The organism is Bacillus cereus group sp. MYBK5-2, assembly GCF_051915685.1.
GTDB classification, from domain to species: Bacteria; Bacillota; Bacilli; order Bacillales; family Bacillaceae_G; genus Bacillus_A; species Bacillus_A cereus.
In genome coordinates, this window is sequence record NZ_JBQAFE010000005.1 from 198,576 (window position 1) to 219,567 (window position 20,992).

The following is a 20,992-nucleotide window of genomic DNA, read 5'->3' on the forward strand; positions in this document are numbered from 1 at the left end:
ATAAAAAGTGAAGCCGACTGTTCAGCCCCATCGGCTAAGAGGCGGAACTAGATTAATAAAAGCGGAAGCGGCTCGTTCTGAATGTGAGGGGGATGGAGCTTCTGACGAAGAGGCGGTGTTTGCCTCGTAGGAAGAAGTGAAGCCACCGAACATTCAAGCCGCTGGAGCTAGATAGTATATATAAAAGGCATCTCGGGCTCTGAGATTGCTAAAGGTCATGTAAAGGAAAAGAGTAGGTGCACCTATTCTTTTCCTTCAATCATGAGCAAGAATATCTTGCAACGTAGATTAGGAAGAGGATTCTTACTAATCGTGCCAACTTCCGGAAAAAAGGTGGTGAAAACCTGTGGCATCTTTACGCGATATAAAAGCGAAGATTAACTCGACAAAGAAAACGAGTCAAATTACGAAAGCGATGGAGATGGTATCTGCATCTAAGTTAAACCGTGCAGAGCAAAATGCTAAATCTTTCGTTCCGTATATGGAAAAGATTCAAGAAGTAGTAGCGAGCATTGCGCAAGGAAGCAAAGGAATTAATCATCCAATGCTAAATGCGCGTCCTGTAAAGCGTACAGGATACATCGTTATTACGTCTGATCGCGGACTAGCAGGTGGTTATAACAGTAACGTATTACGTACAGTAAGTAACGTAATTCGTGAACGTCATAATATGGATTCAAACCAATATTCTATTATTGTGCTTGGACGACTAGGACGTGATTATTTAAAACGTCGCGGCTTTAACATTATTGATGAAGTAGTTGGATTATCTGACCACCCATCATTTACTGATATTAAAGACCTTGCTTCTCGAGCAATTGCGATGTTCGCAGATGGTGCTTATGATGAGCTATACATTTACTACAACCATTACGTAAGTAAAATTTCACAAGAGGTAACGGAAAATAAAATTTTACCGCTTACTGATGTGGCGTCTGATAAACCGACGACAGCTTATGAATTCGAACCTTCTGAAGAAGAAATTTTAAAAGTACTATTGCCACAATACGCAGAAAGCTTAGTGTACGGTGCATTACTAGACGGTAAAGCAAGTGAGCACGCAGCGCGTATGACAGCAATGAAGAGTGCTACAGACAACGCAATGGAAGTTATCGATTCACTTACACTTTCATTCAACCGTGCGCGTCAGGCAGCGATTACGCAAGAAATTACGGAAATCGTTGGTGGAGCAGCAGCGTTAGAATAGTATTAAAAAGCGGAAGCGGTTCGTTCAGAATGAGAGGGGGATGGAGCTTTTGACGTAGAGGCGATTTGTGCCTCGTAGGAAAAAGCGAAGCCACCGAACATTCTAACCGCTGGAGATAGATTCAATAAAAAGCGGAAGCGGCTCTTTCAGGAGAGTCGCGTAAGCTAAACTAATAAAAAATTAAAAGCTAACTTCTCTGATAGAGGTAGCTAATTAAAAGAAAGCTAGGAGGGAACCCGATGAATAAAGGGCGCGTTACGCAAATCATGGGTCCGGTTGTAGACGTTAAGTTTGATGGCGGAAAGCTACCAGAAATCTACAATGCCCTTACGGTAAAACAAAGCAACGAAAACGGAAGCATGAACTTAACATTTGAAGTTGCACTTCATTTAGGTGATGATACAGTTCGTACAGTTGCGATGTCTTCCACAGATGGACTTGTTCGTGGCACAGAAGTAGAAGATACTGGTAAAGCAATCTCTGTACCAGTTGGTGATGCAACACTTGGACGTGTATTCAACGTATTAGGTGATGCAATTGACTTAGATGGTGAACTTCCTGCGGATGTACACCGTGATCCAATTCACCGTCAAGCACCTGCATTCGAAGAATTATCTACTAAAGTAGAAATTCTTGAAACTGGTATTAAAGTAGTAGACTTACTTGCTCCTTACATTAAGGGTGGTAAGATCGGCCTATTCGGTGGTGCCGGCGTAGGTAAAACAGTATTAATTCAGGAGTTAATCAATAACATCGCACAAGAGCACGGTGGTATCTCTGTATTCGCTGGTGTAGGTGAGCGTACTCGTGAGGGTAATGACTTATACCACGAAATGAGCGATTCTGGCGTAATCAAGAAAACTGCGATGGTATTCGGACAAATGAACGAGCCACCTGGAGCACGTCAACGTGTTGCATTAACAGGTTTAACAATGGCTGAGCATTTCCGTGATGAGCAAGGACAAGACGTACTTCTGTTCATCGATAACATCTTCCGTTTCACGCAAGCGGGTTCTGAAGTATCTGCCCTTCTTGGTCGTATGCCATCTGCGGTAGGTTACCAACCAACACTTGCAACAGAAATGGGTCAATTACAAGAGCGTATTACATCTACAAATAAAGGGTCTATCACGTCTATCCAAGCGGTATATGTACCAGCCGATGACTATACTGACCCAGCACCAGCTACAACGTTCGCTCACTTAGATGCAACAACAAACTTAGAGCGTCGTTTAACGCAAATGGGTATTTACCCAGCCGTAGATCCATTAGCATCTACATCTCGTGCACTTTCTCCAGAAATCGTAGGAGAAGAGCATTATGAAGTAGCTCGTCAAGTACAGCAAACTTTACAACGTTATAAAGAACTTCAAGATATCATCGCTATCTTAGGTATGGATGAGTTATCTGAAGAAGATAAGTTAGTTGTACATCGTGCTCGTCGTATTCAATTCTTCTTATCTCAAAACTTCCACGTAGCTGAGCAGTTCACAGGTCAAAAAGGTTCTTACGTACCTGTAAAAAATACAGTTAGTGGTTTCAAAGAAATTCTAGAAGGAAAATATGATGACCTTCCAGAAGATGCATTCCGCTTAGTAGGTGGCATTGAAGAAGTTATTGAAAACGCGAAGAAAATGATGGCGTAAGGCCTTAGGAGGGACGAAGTATGAAGACATTTCCAGTCAGTATTGTAACTCCTGATGGACCGGTTTACGAAAAAGAAGTAGAAATGGTAAGTGTAAAAGCAGAGAGTGGGGAAATGGGGATCTTACCAGGTCACATTCCAACTGTTGCACCATTAAAAATTAGTGCAGTTCGTCTGAAAAATGGTGGACACACTGATTATGTAGCAGTAAGCGGTGGCTTTATCGAAGTTCGTCCAGATAAAGTGACTGTATTATCATCATCTGCTGAAGAAGCAAACCATATCGATATCCATCGTGCAAATGAAGCGAAGCGTCGCGCTGAGCAACGTCTGCAAGATAAACAAGCACATGTTGACTTTAAACGTGCAGAAATGGCATTACAACGTGCTGTGAACCGTTTGAACGTTTCCGATATGAAGTAAAAAAATCCGTAAGGGCTTTGCCTTTACGGATTTTTTTTTGTGTATTTTATGGATAATTTTACAAAACTGGTATAATTATATTGATGCTTGTATAAGTAGAAGTGTACAACAATTTATATTTCATAAAGGGGATGGATCAATGATTGGTGAAATGAAGCGAGAAGCATTGTACTCTTTAAAGGGAAAATGGGGACTAGGTGTTGGATCAACAATTTTATATTTTATTTTAAGTTATGTTGTTTCGCTGGCTGCAATGCTTATACTATTAATTCCAGGAATTATTATATTTCTCTCAGTTGTAAGCTTAACTGGATCATTTGAAGAGGAAACGATGTCAATTGGAGCAGGTATTACCTTTGGAATTTTTTATTGCATTATGATAATTTTGAGTAACGCATCGTATGGGATTACGTCATATGGTTATACAAATGTATTTTTACAGATTAGTAAACGAGAAGATGCTAAAGTAGATTACTTATTCGAAGGATTTCGTGGCTTTAAAAGAATGATGAAAACAATGTGGGCAATGCTTGCGATTTTGTTATATACAGGTACATGGATTCCGATGCTGTTAATAGGCTTATTTGCATTGTTAGGTGAAGAAGGGAATACGTCATTTGCAATAGCTTTCTTCGTACTATTAGCAATTTCAATTGTTGGTATGATTGTGATGTATTTTTCTTATGCACTGACGTACTATGTGATGATTGAAAATCCAGAATATAGTGTTTCGCAGGCGATGAAGGAAAGTAAGAATCTTATGAAGGGTCATAAGTTAGATTTGTTTCTTTTATGGCTGAGCTTCATAGGATGGGCTATTTTAGCGCTGCTTACTTTTGGAATAGGATTTCTTTGGCTTAGTCCGTATATGAGTACGACGACAGCACACTTTTATCGCTACATTTCAAAAGGTGAATTTCAATAGGAACATGCTATACTAATAGAATTATTGTGTATAGGAGGCGAGGCTACGCATGATTAGTGATTTAAAAGGAGAAGCACTAGATTCATTAGAAGGGAAATGGGGATTAGCTGTTGGAGCTACACTACTCATTTCAATTCTTATCACGGCTTTTAGTTTTAGTGTTGATTGGGGATTTTCTTTAATTTTCGGTTGGCAAAAAACAAATGGTTCACTTTCAACGAATATTCTTTCATTTTTTGTTACTGGACCGTTAACTTTAGGTGGATATTACCTTGGTTTAAATATCCTTCGTGAAAAGCAAGCTAGTATTGGTAATGTATTCATTTGGTTTTCAGAGGGAAAGAGATTTCTAAAATCATTTTTATTATATTTATTAGTAAATCTTTATCTTTTCTTATGGACGTTATTGTTCATTATTCCAGGTATTATTAAATCATTTTCTTATGCGATGACGTATTTTATTATAAACGATCATCCTGAGTATTCACTGAACCAAGCTATTACAGAAAGTCGTCGTATGATGGATGGACATAAGATGGAGTATTTCATTTTATGTTTAAGTTTTATTGGCTGGTTTATATTAAGTTGTATTACGTTAGGGATTGGATTCTTATGGTTAATTCCATATTTCTATACGACATCTGCAGCTTTTTACGAAGAGATTGCAGAAGAATATTATGAGAAAAAAATTTAGCACTATAAAACCCCCGGTATGAATTATTTGTTCATACTGGGGGTTTTTTGTAGAAATTTTATAAATTGATTACTAGTAAGTGGTTTACTGAAATAGTAACCTTGCATATATTTACAGTTATGTTTTTGCAGAAACTTAAGTTGTTTTTCGGTTTCAATTCCTTCGGCAACGACTGAAAGATTTAAAGTATTCGCGAGGGAAAGAATTGTAGAAACGATGGCTCGTTCTTCAGGACGATGATCAGCTAATTGTGTAAATTCTCTCGGTACTTTTAATGTGTCGATTGGAAAAATTGATAAATAAGCAAGAGAAGAATACCCAGTACCGAAGTCATCAATGGAAGTTTGGATACCGTACTCTTTTAATTGCTTCAGTCTCAATAACGTTTCTTTCTCGTCAATCATTGCAATTCTTTCTGTTAACTCAAGTGTTACATATTTTGGATCGACTTGCACGTCGTTTAATATTTGTGAAATGTTTTCGATTAATTGATCTTGCCGGAATTCTTTTGCGGATAAATTAACACTTATTTTTAAATTTTGGTAGCCAAAGGTATGCCATATTTTTAATTGGAGACAAGCTTCTTGTAATACCCAATGTCCAAGTGGGACTACTTGTGGCGTCTCTTCTACAATTGGAATAAACTCACATGGTGAAATGTCACCTAATAGTGGGTGTTTCCAACGTATTAAAGCTTCAGCACCGATAATTTTATTTGTTGTCGTATCAATTTGTGGTTGATAAACGAGATAAAATTCTTTGTTTACTAAAGCGATTGGCAAATCTTTTTCAATTCGAGCTTTTCGTTCCATTTTTTTATATAGTTCTTTCGTGTAAAGAGAGCTACCGTTTTTTCCTTTATTCTTTGCTTCGTACATGGCCATATCAGCATGCTGCAAAATGGATAGCGCATCTTCACCTGCTTCAGGATATATTGCAATTCCGATGCTCGGTGAGATTTGTAAATGTTGATTTTCGATTTCAAATGGCTCATTCATGGCCGCTACAATCCTATCAGCTATTTTTTGGACATCTGGCTTTTTTTTGTAATTCTCGATAAGGATTGTGAACTCATCCCCAGCTAGCCGCGCGAGTTTCATATTTGATGTTGCTATTCTTTCGAGCCTTTTTGCTACTGCGATGAGCAATAGGTCTCCTACTCGATGACCGAGGGTATCATTAATAACTTTAAAACGGTCTAGGTCGAGAAACATAACAGCAAAAGGCTTTTTCGATATTTTTGCTCGCGCAATTGCCTGTTCTAAATGTTGATGAAATGCACGTCGATTTGCAAGCTCTGTTAAAGTATCATGGTATGCTAGGAAGTTGATTTGTTCTTGTTGTTGTTTGCTTTCCGTAATATCTTTAATCATTAAATAAACCCCAGAAATTTTCTCCTTTAAAAAGATCGGTACGGCGGTAACGTGCAAGTAGTAAATATCTCTGTTTTTATGGTAAGCCCGTATTTCTAAAGAAATAGAATACCCCTTTTTCACGCGATGAAAGGCGTTAATCATTTCTTCTAAATCTTCTTCGTATATGAGTGAATAGTAAGGCTGGTTTAATAATTCATTCGTTTGATAACCGAGTAAAGTAGTACCAGCGTTATTTACTTTGAGAAAATTACCGTACAAATCTAATGTGAAAATTGGATCTGGATGATGCTCGTATAAAGATTTAAACATTTGTTGATTATGATAGAGTTCATTTTTCTGTTCTACTAAATCTTCTGTACGTAGTTTAATTTGTTTCTCGAGTTCTGAGTTGAATTGCATTTGAGCGATCAATAATATTTTATTTTGTTTTCGAACTAAACTATGACGTATGAGAACGAAAGAAAAAGTTATTATAAGTCCGATTACTATAATAGGCGCAAAAACGTATTCAACTAATATAAAAACAATAAGCATTACTACCGAAATATACGGTAATGATAATCGGATTGATTCGCCAATTTTAGGTGTTAGTAGTACTTGTTCTTGTTTTTCAGGCTTTTTTGTATGGAGAATACAGGCGATTGCTACTAGTACTAAGGTTACTTGATAGAAAGGAGTAACTGTAAACATAGAATACTCTGGTATGAAGTATTTTATATAAGCATAAATCGCATCTGTAGTAGCATATAAAATTAAAGCACTGCCAAGAAGTGCACCGACCTTTTTAGGTAATAAGGATAGTGGTTTGAATAAAAGGTTGATTCCTATTAAGAGAAAGAGTAAATCAGCCATTGGATAGGTAAGTTGAACAAATATGTCGATATAGGATGTTGTAAAGATATGAATAGTTCGTTCAATAAGTAAGTAGTAACTTAAAGTAAATTGGGCTGTAACGATAATACAAATATCACATAGCATAAAAAGTTTTTCTAATAAATCTCGGTTATAAATGATTTCGTATAGAAAGGCAAACGTAAAGCTAACTAAAAAAAGTAAGTAAAAAAAGTCAGATGGATCAACGAACGTATAGAAGTCCTTTACAATTAAACGCTGATAGGCAACGACTATATCACCGATAAAATAAGAGAGAGCTCCAACAGATAATATGATCCAAAATAAACGAGATAGCCCTTCTTTCATGTTTGAAAAATAAAGTATATAACTACAAGCGATAATATCAATTAATAGGGTGCTCGTTCCAATTAATAGCTGAAAAGGAAATGAGTATTCATATACAAAAGGCATTGCTACATAGTGAAGCGTTATAGACAGCAATACAATGCTTATAAGAATACTTACATGTGTTTGTTTTTTCATTTATATCACCTACGGTTTCTTGAAAAGCATATATAAGTTTTATATTTATTTTGCACAATTATAGCAAGTTGTAAAGATAGATTTTAATAATTCTTGTTTCTGTCTTCCAACATATCGACATAGGAATTTGAAGTTTGCTATAATGATTAGAATAGTTGCATTATTTAGAAAAATTTAAAAATAATAATTACTGCAACTAGGACATATTGTTTACTATGTGAACTTGTTCTTAATTTAGGGGGGAGGGTTTCACAATGGCAAGTGTATATGAAAATAGTTATATGATCGTTTTGATTTTCTTGCTATTAGGTATATTGCTGCCGGTAGTGGCTCTTACATTAGGAAGGATGCTGCGCCCAAATAAACCAAGTGCAGCAAAGGCGACGACGTATGAGAGTGGAATTGAGCCTTTTCATGATGCAAATATTCGGTTTCATGCTCGTTATTATATTTTCGCTTTATTGTTTGTGATCTTTGATGTAGAAACTTTATTTTTATATCCTTGGGCTGTTGCGTATGACAAGCTAGGTTTATTTGCATTAATTGAAATGCTCATCTTTGTTGTAATGTTGCTAGTTGGATTAGCGTATGCTTGGAAAAAGAAGGTGTTACAATGGTTATAAATTTTGAGGAATTACATCCAAATGAGCGAGCAGAATTAGAACGAAATATCTTTTTTTCTACATTGGAACAGTTAAAAGGATGGGCGAGGAGCAACTCTTTATGGCCGATGACATTCGGACTGGCATGCTGTGCAATTGAAATGATGGGGGTAGGCTCATCACATTACGATTTAGATCGATTTGGGTCATTTTTTCGAACTTCACCAAGGCAATCGGACGTCATGATTGTATCGGGAACAGTAACGAAGAAGATGGCTCCTATTGTTCGGCGTTTATATGATCAAATGCCCGAACCGAAATGGGTTATTGCGATGGGATCTTGTGCGACAGCAGGTGGTCCGTATGTAAATTCATATGCTGTTGTGAAAGGTGTAGACCAAATCGTACCAGTTGATGTGTATATTCCTGGTTGTCCCCCAAATCCAGCTGCTTTAATCTATGGAATTAATAAATTAAAAGAGAAAATTCGTTACGAGGCAAAGACCGGAAAGCAGGTGACGAATAAATGAGTAATCCAAATAAAGATTTAGAGGATCTGAAAAAAGAAGCAGCTAGGCGTGCGAAAGAAGAAGCGAGAAAACGCCTTGTAGCGAAACACGAGGCGGAAATAAGTGAACTTGAGGAGGAAGATCGAGAAAAAGAGAAAGCGCTACCAAAAAATGATGATATTACTATAGAAGAAGCAAAACGACGTGCAGCAGCTGCAAAGGCAAAAGCGGCAGCGTTAGCGAAGCAGAAAAGAGAAGGGACAGAAGAAGTAACGGAAGAAGAAAAAGCGAAAGCCAAGGCGAAGGCAGCAGCATTAGCAAAGCAGAAAAGAGAAGAGACAGAAGAAGTAACGGAAGAAGAAAAAGCGAAAGCTAAGGCGAAGGCAGCAGCAGCCGCAAAAGCAAAAGCGGCGGCGTTAGCGAAACAGAAAAGAGAAGGGACAGAAGAAGTAACGGAAGAAGAAAAAGCGAAAGCCAAGGCGAAGGCAGCAGCAGCTGCAAAGGCAAAAGCGGCAGCGTTAGCGAAGCAGAAAAGAGAAGGAACCGAAGAAGTAACGGAAGAAGAAAAAGTGAAAGCCAAGGCGAAGGCAGCAGCAGCCGCAAAAGCAAAAGCGGCAGCATTAGCGAAGCAGAAAAGAGAAGGAACCGAAGAAGTAACGGAAGAAGAAAAAGCGAAAGCCAAGGCGAAGGCGGTGGCGGCCGCCAAGGCAAAAGCGGCAGCATTGGCGAAGCAGAAAGCCTCGCAAGGTGATGGGGATTCGGGAGATGAAAAGGCAAAGGCAATTGCAGCGGCAAAAGCGAAAGCAGCAGCGGCTGCAAGAGCGAAGACAAAGGGAGCTGAAGGTAAGAAAGAGGATGAGCCGAAGCAGGAAGAACCGTCCGTAAATCAGCCGTATTTAAATCAGTATGTTGAGGCTATTAGGGAGAAGTTAGGAGAGGGTGCATTAGTAGATTCCTACATTAATAAACTGTCAAAGGATGTGCCAACTCTTGTGGTGGATCCCGAAAAGTATTATGAAGTGATGGAGTCACTGCGATTCCATGAGGGACTTGCTTTTGATTATATGTCAGAGCTACATGCGACGGATTTTGTGACACATATGGAAGTGTATGTTCATTTGTTTTCATATGGCAAGAAACAATCGGTAGCGGTGAAGGTAAAGCTAGACCGGGAAGCGCCGCAAGTCGAATCTGTGACAGCGCTTTGGAAAGGAGCTGACTGGCCGGAGCGAGAAGCATACGATTTGCTCGGCATTGTATTTAAAGGGCATCCGAATTTAACGCGTATTTTAATGCCAGATGATTGGGTAGGATATCCGCTTAGAAAAGACTATGAACCGTATGATGTGGAGGTGTAGCTATGATCCGCACGGAAGAGATGCTTTTGAATGTAGGACCTCAGCATCCGAGTACACATGGTGTGTTCAGGCTCGTAATTAAGATTGACGGGGAAATTATTAAAGAAGCTACACCTGTTATTGGATATTTGCATCGCGGGACGGAAAAGATCGCTGAGAGCTTACAGTATACGCAAATTATCCCTTATACAGATCGAATGGACTATTTATCAGCCATGACGAATAATTACGTCATTTGCCATGCTGTAGAGACGATGATGGGGCTTGAAATTCCAGAGCGTGCCGAATACTTGCGAGTACTTGCGATGGAGCTAGGAAGAATTGCGAGCCATCTCGTTTGGTGGGGGACGAATCTTCTTGATATAGGAGCGGTCAGCCCGTTTTTGTACGCGTTTCGTGAACGAGAGATGATTATAAATTTATTAAATGAATTATGCGGGGCACGGCTTACTTTTAACTATATGAGAGTTGGCGGTGTGAAGTGGGATGCGCCAGATGGTTGGATTGAAAAGGTGGAAGAGTTTGTTCCGTATATGAGGGAGCAATTAGCAGGTTATCATGATCTTGTTAGCGGTAATGAGATTTTCTTAAATCGTGTGAAAGGCGTTGGTATATATAGCGCGGAAGAAGCGATCTCGTATTCTTTAAGCGGAGCAAATTTGCGGTGCACTGGAGTAAACTGGGATCTTCGCAAAGATGAGCCGTATTCGATTTATGATCGTTTTGATTTTGATATTCCTGTTGGAAGCGTGGGAGATGCTTGGGATCGCTACGTTTGCCGAATGCAAGAAATCGAGGAGTCTTTAAAGATTGTTGAGCAAGCGGTTCAGCAGTTCCCGAAAGATGGAGCTGTGCTGGCAAAAGTACCGAAAATTATTAAGGCACCTAAGGGAGAAGCATTTGTACGTATCGAATCGCCGCGCGGAGAGATTGGTTGTTATATCGCAAGTGACGGAAAGAAAGAGCCGTACCGTTTGAAGTTTCGTAGGCCATCTTTTTATAACTTGCAAATTTTACCGAAGTTATTGAAAGGTGAAAACATCGCTAATTTAATTACGATTTTAGGTGGAGTTGATATTGTACTTGGGGAGGTTGATGGCTAATGATTGAGACGCTTTTACAATCACCTTCAAGCTGGACGAATTTCTTCATTTTTTTCGGATTAGCGGTACTTCTACTATTTGCAGTCCTTGGCTTCGTTACATATGGAATTTTGGCAGAACGGAAAGTGATGGGATTTATGCAAGGGCGGATTGGACCAAACCAGGTTGGAGGCCGATTCGGTTTACTGCAAACGGTAGCTGATGTTTTAAAACTATTATTGAAAGAAGATAGTATTCCGAAAGCAGCAGATAAACCGCTGTTTATATTAGCGCCTGTCATTGCATTTGCACCAGCATTTATGGTGCTTGCGGTTATCCCGTTCACTGATAAATTTCAATTTGCAGATATTGGAGTCGGGCTACTTTATTATATTGCTGTTTCCGGTATTACGACGATAGGTGTTGTAACTGGGGGATGGGCATCGAATAATAAATATTCCCTTTTAGGAGGGATGCGTGCAGCGGCGCAAATGATTTCTTATGAGATTCCGCTCGTAATGAGTGTAATTGGTATCGTTTTGCTGGCTGGTAGTCTGAATTTAAATGAGATTGTAGCGGCGCAGGAGAAGGTCTGGTACATTTTCGTACAGCCAATTGGCTTCGTCGTTTTCTTAATCGCAGCAGTTGCAGAGTTAAATAGGACGCCATTCGATTTGCCGGAAGCGGAGTCAGAACTTGTTTCTGGATATCATACGGAATACTCAGGTTTTCGCTGGGCGTTTTTCATGCTTTCAGAGTACGTATATTTCTTCGGGATGGCATCGTTAATTACAGTGCTCTTTTTAGGCGGATGGAATCCAGTCATGTTTCTTGGATTTATCCCAGGTGCCGTATGGTTTGCTTTGAAATTTAGCAGTGTAGTCTTTCTATTAATTTGGTTCCGCGTTACGTTCCCGCGTATAAGAGGTGACCAGTTAATGGAGTTTGGATGGAAAGTATTATTGCCGATTGCACTTGCAAATATTTTCTTAACGGCATTGATTAAGGAGTTATTCTTCTAATCTATGAGGGGGGGTGCCAGTAAGAGATGAAAGGACTATTTAAAGGGTTAAAATATACATTAAGTAATTTGAGCAAGAAGAAGGTAACGTATGATTATCCAAATCAACCGTTGCCGTTGCCAGACCGTTTTCGGGGGATTCAAAAATTTTATCCGGAGAAATGTATTGTTTGTAATCAGTGCTCTAACATTTGTCCGACAGACTGTATTCAGTTAACAGGAAAGAAACATCCGGATCCTACGAAAAAAGGAAAAATTATCGACACGTATGATATTAATTTTGAAATTTGTATTCTTTGTGATTTATGTACAGAAGTTTGTCCGACAGAGGCAATTGTCATGACAAATAACTTTGAACTCGCGGAATATTCACGTGATGACTTATTTAAAAATTTGCAGTGGCTTGACGAAAACGACGAAAACGTCAGGAAGGAGAATAAGGCATGAATGGCGAGTTTGTAGCATTCTTTATACTATCCTTGTCTGCAATTATCGGCGGTGTTCTTATGTTGAACTTAACGAAAGTTATGCACATGATGCTAGCTCTCGTTCTGACATTTCTCAGCATTGCAGGTTTGTATTTTCTTTTGTCAGCCGAATTTATAGGCGTTGCACAAATTTTACTTTACTCTGGGGCAATCACAATTATTATGATTTTCGGCATTATGTTAACGAAACATAACGCGGAAAATGAATCGCGTCTTACTCTTCGAAAATGGATTATCTTCTTTGCAGTTGTAGCATTTGGAGCGGTTATGTATTTCGCTGTTAATAATGTTGATTTTGCAAATGAAAGCACACAAGGAAGTTTACCTCTCCATGAAAACAACACACTTCAAATCGGTACACTTCTCTATTCAAAATATATTATTCCATTTGAACTAACTTCAGTTATTTTACTTGTAGCACTCGTTGGCGCAATTATACTTGCGAAAAAGGACGAGAAAGAGGAGGATTCCAATGAGTAGCGTTCCAGCTTCTGCATATTTAACACTTGCGATTATTTTGTTTTGCATCGGTCTATTTGGAGCTTTAACAAAGCGGAATACAGTAATCGTATTAGTTTGTATCGAATTAATGCTGAATGCTGCCAATTTAAACTTAGTGGCGTTTAGTAAATTAGGCTTATTTCCGAATTTAACAGGTCAAATTTTCTCACTGTTTACGATGGCTGTAGCGGCAGCGGAAGCGGCGGTAGGACTCGCTATTTTAATTGCTTTATATCGTAATCGTACGACAGTTCAGGTGGATGAAATGGATACGCTCAAAGGATAGCATTGTGACCGAAAAAGGGGGAAGGAAACAATGATCGATTATGCATGGCTCATACCGCTTTTCCCACTCGTTTCGTTTTTGTTACTTATTATATTCGGGAAGAAAATTAGAGAAGGAAGCAGCGTACTTAGTATTTTTTTCGTCTTTCTCTCCTTTATACTTGCGGTACTTGTGTTAATAGAAAGGTTTTCAGAAGCAAGCGTGAAGCATAAGTGGGTGTGGCTTAGAGCTGGAGATGTGGATATATCATTCGGCTTTGAAGTGACTGCATTAGGAGCTTTAATGTTATTTATCGTGACGCTTGTGAGTCTACTTGTACATGTGTATTCGAAAGGTTATATGAAAGGTGATGAACGATTACCAACCTTTTACGCATATTTAGGACTCTTTACATTTGCGATGTTAGGGCTTGTTATATCAACGAATTTATTACAGCTTTATATATTTTGGGAATTAGTCGGCCTTGGCTCATTTTTACTTATCGGTTTTTATTTCTTTAAAGAAGAAGCGAAGGCTGCTGCAAAAAAGGCTTTTATTATGACCCGTATTGGGGATGTTGGTTTATTTATCGGGATGATTTTAATTTTTTGGTACGCAGGTAGTTTTGAATATGACGCAATATTTAGGGCGATTTATACAGGGGATCTACCTCCTTACATGATTACAATAACAGCGATATTAATTTTTATCGGGGCGATGGGGAAATCAGGGCAGTTCCCGCTTCATACGTGGTTGCCAGATGCAATGGAGGGGCCAACACCCGTTTCGGCACTTATTCACGCGGCGACGATGGTCGCAGCTGGCGTATATTTAGTAGCGACGATGTTCCCTCTATTTTCAGCAAGTACAGTGGCGATGCAGACAGTGGCAATCGTTGGAGCTTTCACTGCAATCTTTGCGGCCTCTATCGGTCTTGTGCAAACAGATATAAAGAGGGTGCTTGCTTATTCTACAGTTAGCCAGCTCGGGTATATGATGCTCGCGTTAGGTTCTGCCGGTTATGTAGCTGGTATATTCCATTTAACGACACATGCTTTTTTTAAAGCACTACTATTTTTGGCGGCAGGAAGTGTAATTCATGCTGTGCATACGCAAAACATTAATAAAATGGGCGGTTTACAGAAGAAGATGAAAGTAACTGGTACGCTATTTTTAATAGGTACCCTTGCCATTAGCGGTGTTCCGCTGCTTTCCGGTTTTTTCAGCAAAGATGAAATTTTAGCGGCGACGTGGATGAATGGCAATTACGTTTTATTTATTTTAGCGGTAATTGCGGCGTTTTTAACAGCGTTTTATATGTTCCGCCTTTACTTTCTTGTCTTTACTGGAGAAACGAAGACGAAGGAAGAAGTACATGAATCGCCTCGCGTTATGACGTATCCAATGATTGTTCTCGGCGTTCTCGCAGTAGTGGCAGGATATATAAATACACCATGGTTTGGGACGTTTCTCGGAGATTGGTTGACGAAAGATGTAGGGTTTAAGGTTGAAGAGACGCATGGACCAGTTTGGATTATGATTGTTGCGACACTCGTTTCATTTGCGGGAATCGCTCTTGCATATTTCATATATAGGAAGAAATCAATTTCTAGGAATTGGGCTGGGGGTACGGAAACATCGCTTTATAATCTTTTGAAAGAAAAATATTATGTGGATGAACTATACAACATGACGGTGATCCCTATTACGAAAGGAATCGCTCATGTGCTTCGCTTATTTGAATTGTATGTAGTCGAAGGAATTGCAGTTTTAATTGCAAGTGTAGTGAAAGGCACAAGTAACCTTGGATCGAAACTTCAAAACGGGAATGTACAAGTGTACGGTACTGTAACGGCGGTTTCGCTCGCTGTACTCGTCATTATTTTGCTCTATACGGGAGGGGATTTACGATGAATGATTTGTTGTTAACGTTCTTCATTTTTTCCCCGCTTTTAGGAATTTTATTGCTTGTATTAACACCGAAAAAGGAAGTGCGTACAGTGCGAGCGCTTGGCTTATTTGGGACGGCACTGCCATTTGGAATCGCTATCGTCCTCGCTTGTACATATGCTTCTGGAAAGAATTTGTCACTATTCGATGAAAAGATGAAATGGATTAAGTTCGGCGATTTTACAGCGGTAGATAAAAGGTGGTTTTCTATTTATTACGAGCTCGGTATTGATGGTTTGTCGCTTGTCATGATGGTACTGACGGCTCTTCTAGCAACGCTTGCAGCAATTGCAGCCTTTTCTATTAAAAGAAATTTAAAAGCATTTTATATGCTGTTACTCATGCTAGAAATAGGAATGCTCGGCGTCTTTGCTGCTCAAAACTTAATGTTGTTTTTTATCTTCTTTGAAATTACGTTGCCACCAATGTTCTTATTAATTGGAAAGTGGGGAAAATTGTCGAGTGAAAAGGCTGCGTATAGTTATTTAATATATAACGGTATTGGCTCAGCTATTTTGCTCATTGTTTTCTCAATTTTGTTCGCGAAAACAGGTACAACAAATATTGTGGAGCTGAAAGAGATATTAAGAAGCGTAAACGCAGAGGGAGCACTCGTCATCCCAAGTAGTTTGCAGCTTATTGTATTTATTGCCATAATGATTGCTTTTGCAATTAAACTACCTGTTTTTCCGTTGCACCGCTGGATGGTCAATGTACACATAGAAGCGCATCCAGCTGTAGTTATGCTTCATGCGGGTGTTTTGCTGAAGATTGGAGCGTACGGTATTATTCGCTTCGGGAAAGGGCTATTCCCGGAATATTTTCACGATGTTGCAACACTAATTGCGATATTAGGCGTAATTAATTTATTATACGGTGCCTTTTTAGCGCTCATCCAAACAGACTTTAGGAAAGTACTGGCTTACTCTAGTATTTCGCATATGGGAATTGTGTTAATGGGACTTGCGTCACTTAATGCACCTGGTACACAAGGAGCGTTATTCCAGGTTGTATCGCACGGTTTAATTGCAGCCTTGCTGTTTTTCTTACTCGGTGTTATAGAACAACGTTTCGGAACATCAGACATTACAGCGCTTGGTGGACTCGCAAAAAGTGTCCCAGTACTTAGCGGCTTCTTCTTAGCAGGAGGAATGGCATCGCTCGGATTACCAGGGATGTCTGGGTTTGTTAGTGAATTTCTTGCCTTTCTCGGTTTATTCCAAGGAGAGCCCGTCATTGCTGCAGTCGGTGTGATTGGTATTATTTTAACCGCTGTATATGTATTAAGGGCGACACTTCAAGTGACATTTGGAAAGAAAGAGTGGGAAGCAAAATCTGATATACACGGATGGGAGTATGTCCCTGTTTTACTACTTATCTTTTGTATTATTGCAATTGGAGTTATGCCAGAAATACTAGGGGATCCGCTTCAAAATACATTGAAAACATTGGGGGTGAAGTAGGATGGATATGAATACGTTACTTAGCTTATCGTGGCATCTAATGGTGCCAGAATTTATTATTCTCGGCGCCGCCATCCTCCTTTCCATATGTGATTTGTTTTTTAAGCTGAACCATAGATATGTAGCTCTTGGTGCGATTGCTGCCATCGTATTAGCAATCGTGTCATTAATTACTCTATATAGCGAACCAGCAGGAGATATTTTAAATGGATCGTTTGTGTTAGATGGATTTTCAAAAGGGTTTAAAACGTTGCTATTAGGTGCCTCAGCCCTCATTTTATGCACCGCAATGAGCGATGATAAGAAGAATCCAATCGAAGATAAAGGTGAATATTATTATTTATTTTTAATGGCACTTCTTGGTGCGATGTTCATGGCTTCTAGTGTTGATTTTATTACCCTTTTCGTTGGTTTGGAGTTACTTTCACTTTCTTCTTATATTTTAGTAGGAATACGAAAAAAGAGCTGTTCATCAAATGAAGCGGCAATGAAATACGTCATTAGCGGAGGAATTGGAACGGCGATTACGCTCTTCGGGATGAGTTATTTATATGGTATTACAGGTTCAACTAACATTGTAGATATGCAAAAGGTACTCACTGGGGAACTCGCTAGTGGTATTCAGTTATTGTTAGCTCTCGCATTTCTTTTATTGCTAGTTGGTCTCTCATTTAAAATTGCCACAGTGCCGTTTCATATGTGGGCACCTGATGTGTATGAAGGAGCGGCTACACCAGTTACTGCTTTTCTTGGAACGATTTCTAAAATTGCCGGGTTCCTACTCATTATTCGTTTGTTCCTTATGATCTTTGCAAGTGTATTAATACAAGGAGATATGCAATCTTTATATGGGCATATGAGTATATATATTGCGGTGCTAGCAAGTATTACGATGATTGTTGGGAATGTAGTCGCATTAAAACAATACAATATAAAGCGTTTATTTGCTTATTCGGGCATTGCTCATGCAGGATATTTACTCGTTCCACTTGTGGCATTATCACCATTTACGATGGATAGCATGTGGTTTTATATGCTGGCATACATGCTTATGAATATAGGGGCATTTGCTATCATCCACGGCTTAATCTTACAAAATAATGAGGAAAATATAACAATTTTCACAGGTTTATATAAAAGGTCGCCATTTACAGCGATAATGATGACAATTTTTATTTTATCGTTGGCTGGGATACCAGGAACGGCTGGCTTCATTGGAAAGATTAATATCTTTTTAGGCGCACTTCATGTAGAGCCAGCACATTACGTACTAGCTTCGATTATGATGGGTACGACAGTTGTTTCATTCGTATATTATTTCCGTATTTTACAACAAATGTTTTTCCGCACCGGAGAGACAGAAGAGAGAATACGGTTACCGTTAAATATAAAGGTTGTTATGAGTCTTTGTGCAATTTCGATTGTAATACTAGGGATTATGCCGATGATTGGGTACAATTTCTTTTATGAATATTTTCCATTAATGAAAGATTTCTTCTTCTTAGGGAACGTGGTACAATAGTGAAAATAAAAGGTGTGGAGTCAGTACTCTGCGCTTTTTATTTTGTGTTAACTTGTAATGTAGATATACGTTTTTGGAAAGAAAATCACGATGTAAAATGTAAGATGTCTATGTGCATTTGAAAAAGTGTAGCTCCTACTTATTATGGTATCGTTTTTATATTCTTTCATAAGTAGTAGCTGAGTAAAAAGGGGTCGATTTTTTGGCACAACTTTTAGGGCAACAAGCACTGATTGCCATTGTTTCGCATTTATTGTTTATTACCATTACGTGGTGGGCCTTACAAGGCATTCACATTGAGCGTTTAATGAAGTCCGGAAAAGTGCTGCAGACGCGAGTATTACTCATCTTAATTACAATTGCAATTGGGACATCTGTAAGTAACTTTTTCCTTGATTATTTAGGCTATTCGAAGAGTTTAACGTATTTAGTAAAGTAAGTGTATAGAACCTCAAATCTCCGTTAACAATGGGGATAGGAGGGGATGAAATTGAAGCTTAAAGCCATTCTTATTGTTGCACTTAGTGTTGTTTTATTTTTGGTTGGATATAGAGAGATGAAACCGATAAGCGATGAACAGAAAATGGAGAGCATGATCAAGGCTTTAGAGAAAAATGATGCTAAAGTAGAAAAATGGTCATGGTTAGCGAGAGAAACAAAAACAATTTCTAACATACATACGTTTCAAAAGTTGTTAAACGATGTGAAGGAAAAGGCAAATATTCAAAAGTGGGAAGTAGAGCAATCTCCAGATGGATATAAAGCTACATCCTATAAAAAGCTTTCTTCTTATGAAGAACGAGTAGTAGTAACTTGGAGTAAAGAAAATACTAAAGAAAACACTTTCATTATCTTTGAAGTAAGTGGGGCGAAATGGGACCCGAAGTATGTTCAAAACATGAATAAAATTTTTAGTGAAAAACCTATAATTTACACTTGTGTTCAAGGTGTACTGAATGATAAGATTGAAGGTGTTTTGCAAAATAAAACCAATCAGGTTTTGAAAGATCTTTCAGCAAGAGCGATCGAACAAGTAGAAGAAAGAGCATTTGTGTCAGTCTCCGCATACAATAAAAAGTGGGATGACGCTCTTTCAACAAATAGAGAGAAAATAAATGTGCAAATAGCAATACGTTCTACAGACAACAAAGATACAATTGTGGTTGGCACACCGATCATAACTTCTGAGTATTGAGTGAATAGATACTGAAAAAAGGACACGGAGGGGAATAATTTGGAAAAGATCATCGTCCGTGGCGGAAAGCGGTTAAACGGCACAGTGCGTGTTGAGGGCGCAAAAAATGCTGTATTACCTATAATCGCTGCAGCCCTATTAGCGAGTGATGGAAAGAATGTACTATCTGAAGTACCAGTTTTGTCTGATGTATACACAATTAATGAGGTATTACGTCATTTAAATGCTGAAGTCGTATTTGAAAATAATCAAGTAACAATCGATTCTTCTAAAGAACTAAACATTGAAGCACCATTTGAATATGTACGTAAAATGCGTGCATCTGTTCAAGTAATGGGACCATTATTAGCACGTAACGGTCGTGCTCGTATTGCACTTCCTGGTGGATGTGCAATTGGTTCACGTCCAATTGACCAACATTTAAAAGGCTTCGAAGCAATGGGAGCAAAAGTACAGGTTGGTAACGGTTTTGTTGAGGCATATGTTGAGGGAGAACTAAAAGGAGCTAAAATCTACTTAGACTTCCCAAGCGTAGGCGCGACAGAAAACATTATGTCTGCAGCTACATTAGCAAAAGGGACAACAATTCTTGAAAACGCAGCGAAAGAACCAGAAATCGTTGACTTAGCTAACTTCTTAAATGCGATGGGAGCGAAAGTACGCGGAGCTGGAACTGGAACGATTCGTATCGAAGGCGTTGATAAATTATATGGTGCAAACCACTCTATTATTCCTGACCGTATTGAAGCGGGAACATTCATGGTTGCAGCAGCAATTACTGGTGGAGACATCTTAATTGAAAATGCTGTACCTGAACATTTACGCTCAATTACAGCGAAAATGGAAGAAATGGGTGTTAAAATTATTGAGGAAAACGAAGGTGTACGTGTTATCGGCCCAGATAAGTTAAAAGCGGTTGATATTAAAACTATGCCTCACCCAGGTTTCCCAACAGACATGCAATCACAAATGATGGCATTATTACTACAAGCTGATGGAACAAGCATGATTACAGAAACGGTATTCGAAAACCGCTTTATGCACGTTGAAGAATTCCGTCGTATGAATGCTGATATTAAAATTGAAGGTCGTTCTGTTATTATGAACGGTCCAAACAGCTTACAAGGTGCTGAAGTAGCAGCAACTGACTTACGTGCTGCAGCTGCATTAATCTTAGCTGGTTTAGTATCAGAAGGTTATACTCGTGTAACTGAGTTAAAACATCTTGACCGTGGCTATGTAAACTTCCATAAGAAATTAGCTGCATTAGGTGCAACTATTGAACGTGTAAACGAAAAAGTAGAAGAAGTGAAAGAACAAGAAGTTTCTGATCTTCACGCTTAATTAAAATAGTCTCTATGTCTTTTGACATAGGGGCTATTTTTTTTG

At 38.9% G+C, this 20,992-nt stretch carries 21 protein-coding genes; 20 read left to right on the forward strand and 1 reads right to left on the reverse strand.

Annotated elements, in window-relative coordinates; genetic code table 11:
• The first annotated feature begins 7 nt into the window (after positions 1-7).
• From ACTFP3_RS18835 to ACTFP3_RS18860, 6 genes are all read left to right on the forward strand, one after another.
• A complete protein-coding gene (locus tag ACTFP3_RS18835) occupies positions 8-130 on the forward strand; it encodes a hypothetical protein (RefSeq protein ID WP_012593375.1) in 123 nt (40 codons plus the stop codon).
• Positions 131-346: 216 nt separating this feature from the next.
• Positions 347-1,207: a F0F1 ATP synthase subunit gamma gene (gene atpG, locus ACTFP3_RS18840; protein WP_000157696.1), complete on the forward strand. Its 861-nt coding sequence runs from the start codon at positions 347-349 to the stop codon at positions 1,205-1,207.
• A gap of 239 nt (positions 1,208-1,446) precedes the next feature.
• On the forward strand, positions 1,447-2,853 hold the full coding sequence (atpD, locus tag ACTFP3_RS18845) for a F0F1 ATP synthase subunit beta (protein ID WP_001032595.1): 1,407 nt from the start codon (positions 1,447-1,449) through the stop codon (positions 2,851-2,853).
• 20 nt (positions 2,854-2,873) lie between these two features.
• Positions 2,874-3,275, forward strand: coding sequence for a F0F1 ATP synthase subunit epsilon (gene atpC / locus ACTFP3_RS18850; protein ID WP_000847211.1), 402 nt, complete (start codon positions 2,874-2,876; stop codon positions 3,273-3,275).
• Between the two features lie 139 nt (positions 3,276-3,414).
• Positions 3,415-4,200, forward strand: a complete 786-nt coding sequence (locus tag ACTFP3_RS18855; protein WP_000578820.1) for a DUF975 family protein — start codon at positions 3,415-3,417, stop codon at positions 4,198-4,200.
• 49 nt (positions 4,201-4,249) lie between these two features.
• Complete coding sequence (locus ACTFP3_RS18860; protein ID WP_000622462.1) at positions 4,250-4,894, forward strand: DUF975 family protein; 645 nt, start codon at positions 4,250-4,252, stop codon at positions 4,892-4,894.
• Between the two features lie 23 nt (positions 4,895-4,917).
• On the opposite strand, the gene ACTFP3_RS18865 is transcribed toward ACTFP3_RS18860, so the two are convergent.
• Complete coding sequence (locus ACTFP3_RS18865) at positions 4,918-7,647, reverse strand: EAL domain-containing protein (RefSeq protein WP_000745011.1); 2,730 nt, start codon at positions 7,645-7,647, stop codon at positions 4,918-4,920.
• Positions 7,648-7,901: 254 nt separating this feature from the next.
• Here ACTFP3_RS18865 and nuoA point away from each other — a divergent pair, with 254 nt between their 5' ends.
• The 14 genes from nuoA to murA all read left to right on the forward strand — a co-directional run bounded on the left by nuoA (position 7,902) and on the right by murA (position 20,947).
• On the forward strand, positions 7,902-8,270 hold the full coding sequence (nuoA, locus tag ACTFP3_RS18870) for an NADH-quinone oxidoreductase subunit NuoA (RefSeq protein ID WP_000179273.1): 369 nt from the start codon (positions 7,902-7,904) through the stop codon (positions 8,268-8,270).
• Entirely contained in the window at positions 8,261-8,779 is a 519-nt protein-coding gene (nuoB, locus tag ACTFP3_RS18875) for an NADH-quinone oxidoreductase subunit NuoB (RefSeq protein WP_000236331.1), read from the forward strand. Before nuoA ends, nuoB begins: the two co-directional genes overlap by 10 nt.
• Positions 8,776-10,116, forward strand: coding sequence for an NADH-quinone oxidoreductase subunit C (locus ACTFP3_RS18880; protein WP_440010980.1), 1,341 nt, complete (start codon positions 8,776-8,778; stop codon positions 10,114-10,116). The genes nuoB and ACTFP3_RS18880 overlap by 4 nt, the downstream gene beginning before the upstream one ends.
• Positions 10,117-10,118: 2 nt before the next feature.
• Positions 10,119-11,219 (forward strand): NADH-quinone oxidoreductase subunit NuoD, encoded by a 1,101-nt coding sequence (nuoD, locus tag ACTFP3_RS18885; protein WP_000621434.1) that lies wholly within the window; start codon positions 10,119-10,121, stop codon positions 11,217-11,219.
• Entirely contained in the window at positions 11,219-12,220 is a 1,002-nt protein-coding gene (nuoH, locus tag ACTFP3_RS18890; RefSeq protein ID WP_000573426.1) for an NADH-quinone oxidoreductase subunit NuoH, read from the forward strand. Before nuoD ends, nuoH begins: the two co-directional genes overlap by 1 nt.
• 26 nt (positions 12,221-12,246) lie before the next feature.
• The gene (gene nuoI / locus ACTFP3_RS18895) at positions 12,247-12,666 is read left to right on the forward strand and encodes an NADH-quinone oxidoreductase subunit NuoI (RefSeq protein WP_000677191.1); all 420 of its coding nucleotides are present in this window, start codon (positions 12,247-12,249) and stop codon (positions 12,664-12,666) included.
• Positions 12,663-13,187, forward strand: a complete 525-nt coding sequence (locus ACTFP3_RS18900) for an NADH-quinone oxidoreductase subunit J (protein ID WP_001012812.1) — start codon at positions 12,663-12,665, stop codon at positions 13,185-13,187. Before nuoI ends, ACTFP3_RS18900 begins: the two co-directional genes overlap by 4 nt.
• Positions 13,180-13,494: an NADH-quinone oxidoreductase subunit NuoK gene (nuoK, locus tag ACTFP3_RS18905; RefSeq protein ID WP_000100079.1), complete on the forward strand. Its 315-nt coding sequence runs from the start codon at positions 13,180-13,182 to the stop codon at positions 13,492-13,494. Before ACTFP3_RS18900 ends, nuoK begins: the two co-directional genes overlap by 8 nt.
• 30 nt (positions 13,495-13,524) lie before the next feature.
• Positions 13,525-15,387 carry an NADH-quinone oxidoreductase subunit L gene (nuoL, locus tag ACTFP3_RS18910; RefSeq protein ID WP_440010982.1) on the forward strand — a complete coding sequence of 621 codons (1,863 nt, stop codon included), beginning with the start codon at positions 13,525-13,527 and terminating at the stop codon, positions 15,385-15,387.
• On the forward strand, positions 15,384-16,886 hold the full coding sequence (locus ACTFP3_RS18915; RefSeq protein ID WP_440010984.1) for an NADH-quinone oxidoreductase subunit M: 1,503 nt from the start codon (positions 15,384-15,386) through the stop codon (positions 16,884-16,886). Before nuoL ends, ACTFP3_RS18915 begins: the two co-directional genes overlap by 4 nt.
• Before the next feature lie 7 nt (positions 16,887-16,893).
• Complete coding sequence (gene nuoN / locus ACTFP3_RS18920) at positions 16,894-18,408, forward strand: NADH-quinone oxidoreductase subunit NuoN (RefSeq protein WP_440011029.1); 1,515 nt, start codon at positions 16,894-16,896, stop codon at positions 18,406-18,408.
• Between the two features lie 202 nt (positions 18,409-18,610).
• Positions 18,611-18,847, forward strand: a complete 237-nt coding sequence (locus ACTFP3_RS18925) for a DUF1146 family protein (protein ID WP_000057889.1) — start codon at positions 18,611-18,613, stop codon at positions 18,845-18,847.
• A 51-nt stretch (positions 18,848-18,898) separates the two neighbouring features.
• Positions 18,899-19,603 carry a YwmB family TATA-box binding protein gene (locus ACTFP3_RS18930; protein ID WP_000767916.1) on the forward strand — a complete coding sequence of 235 codons (705 nt, stop codon included), beginning with the start codon at positions 18,899-18,901 and terminating at the stop codon, positions 19,601-19,603.
• Between the two features lie 39 nt (positions 19,604-19,642).
• Positions 19,643-20,947 carry a UDP-N-acetylglucosamine 1-carboxyvinyltransferase gene (murA, locus tag ACTFP3_RS18935; RefSeq protein ID WP_000411274.1) on the forward strand — a complete coding sequence of 435 codons (1,305 nt, stop codon included), beginning with the start codon at positions 19,643-19,645 and terminating at the stop codon, positions 20,945-20,947.
• The last annotated feature ends 45 nt before the right edge of the window (positions 20,948-20,992 follow it).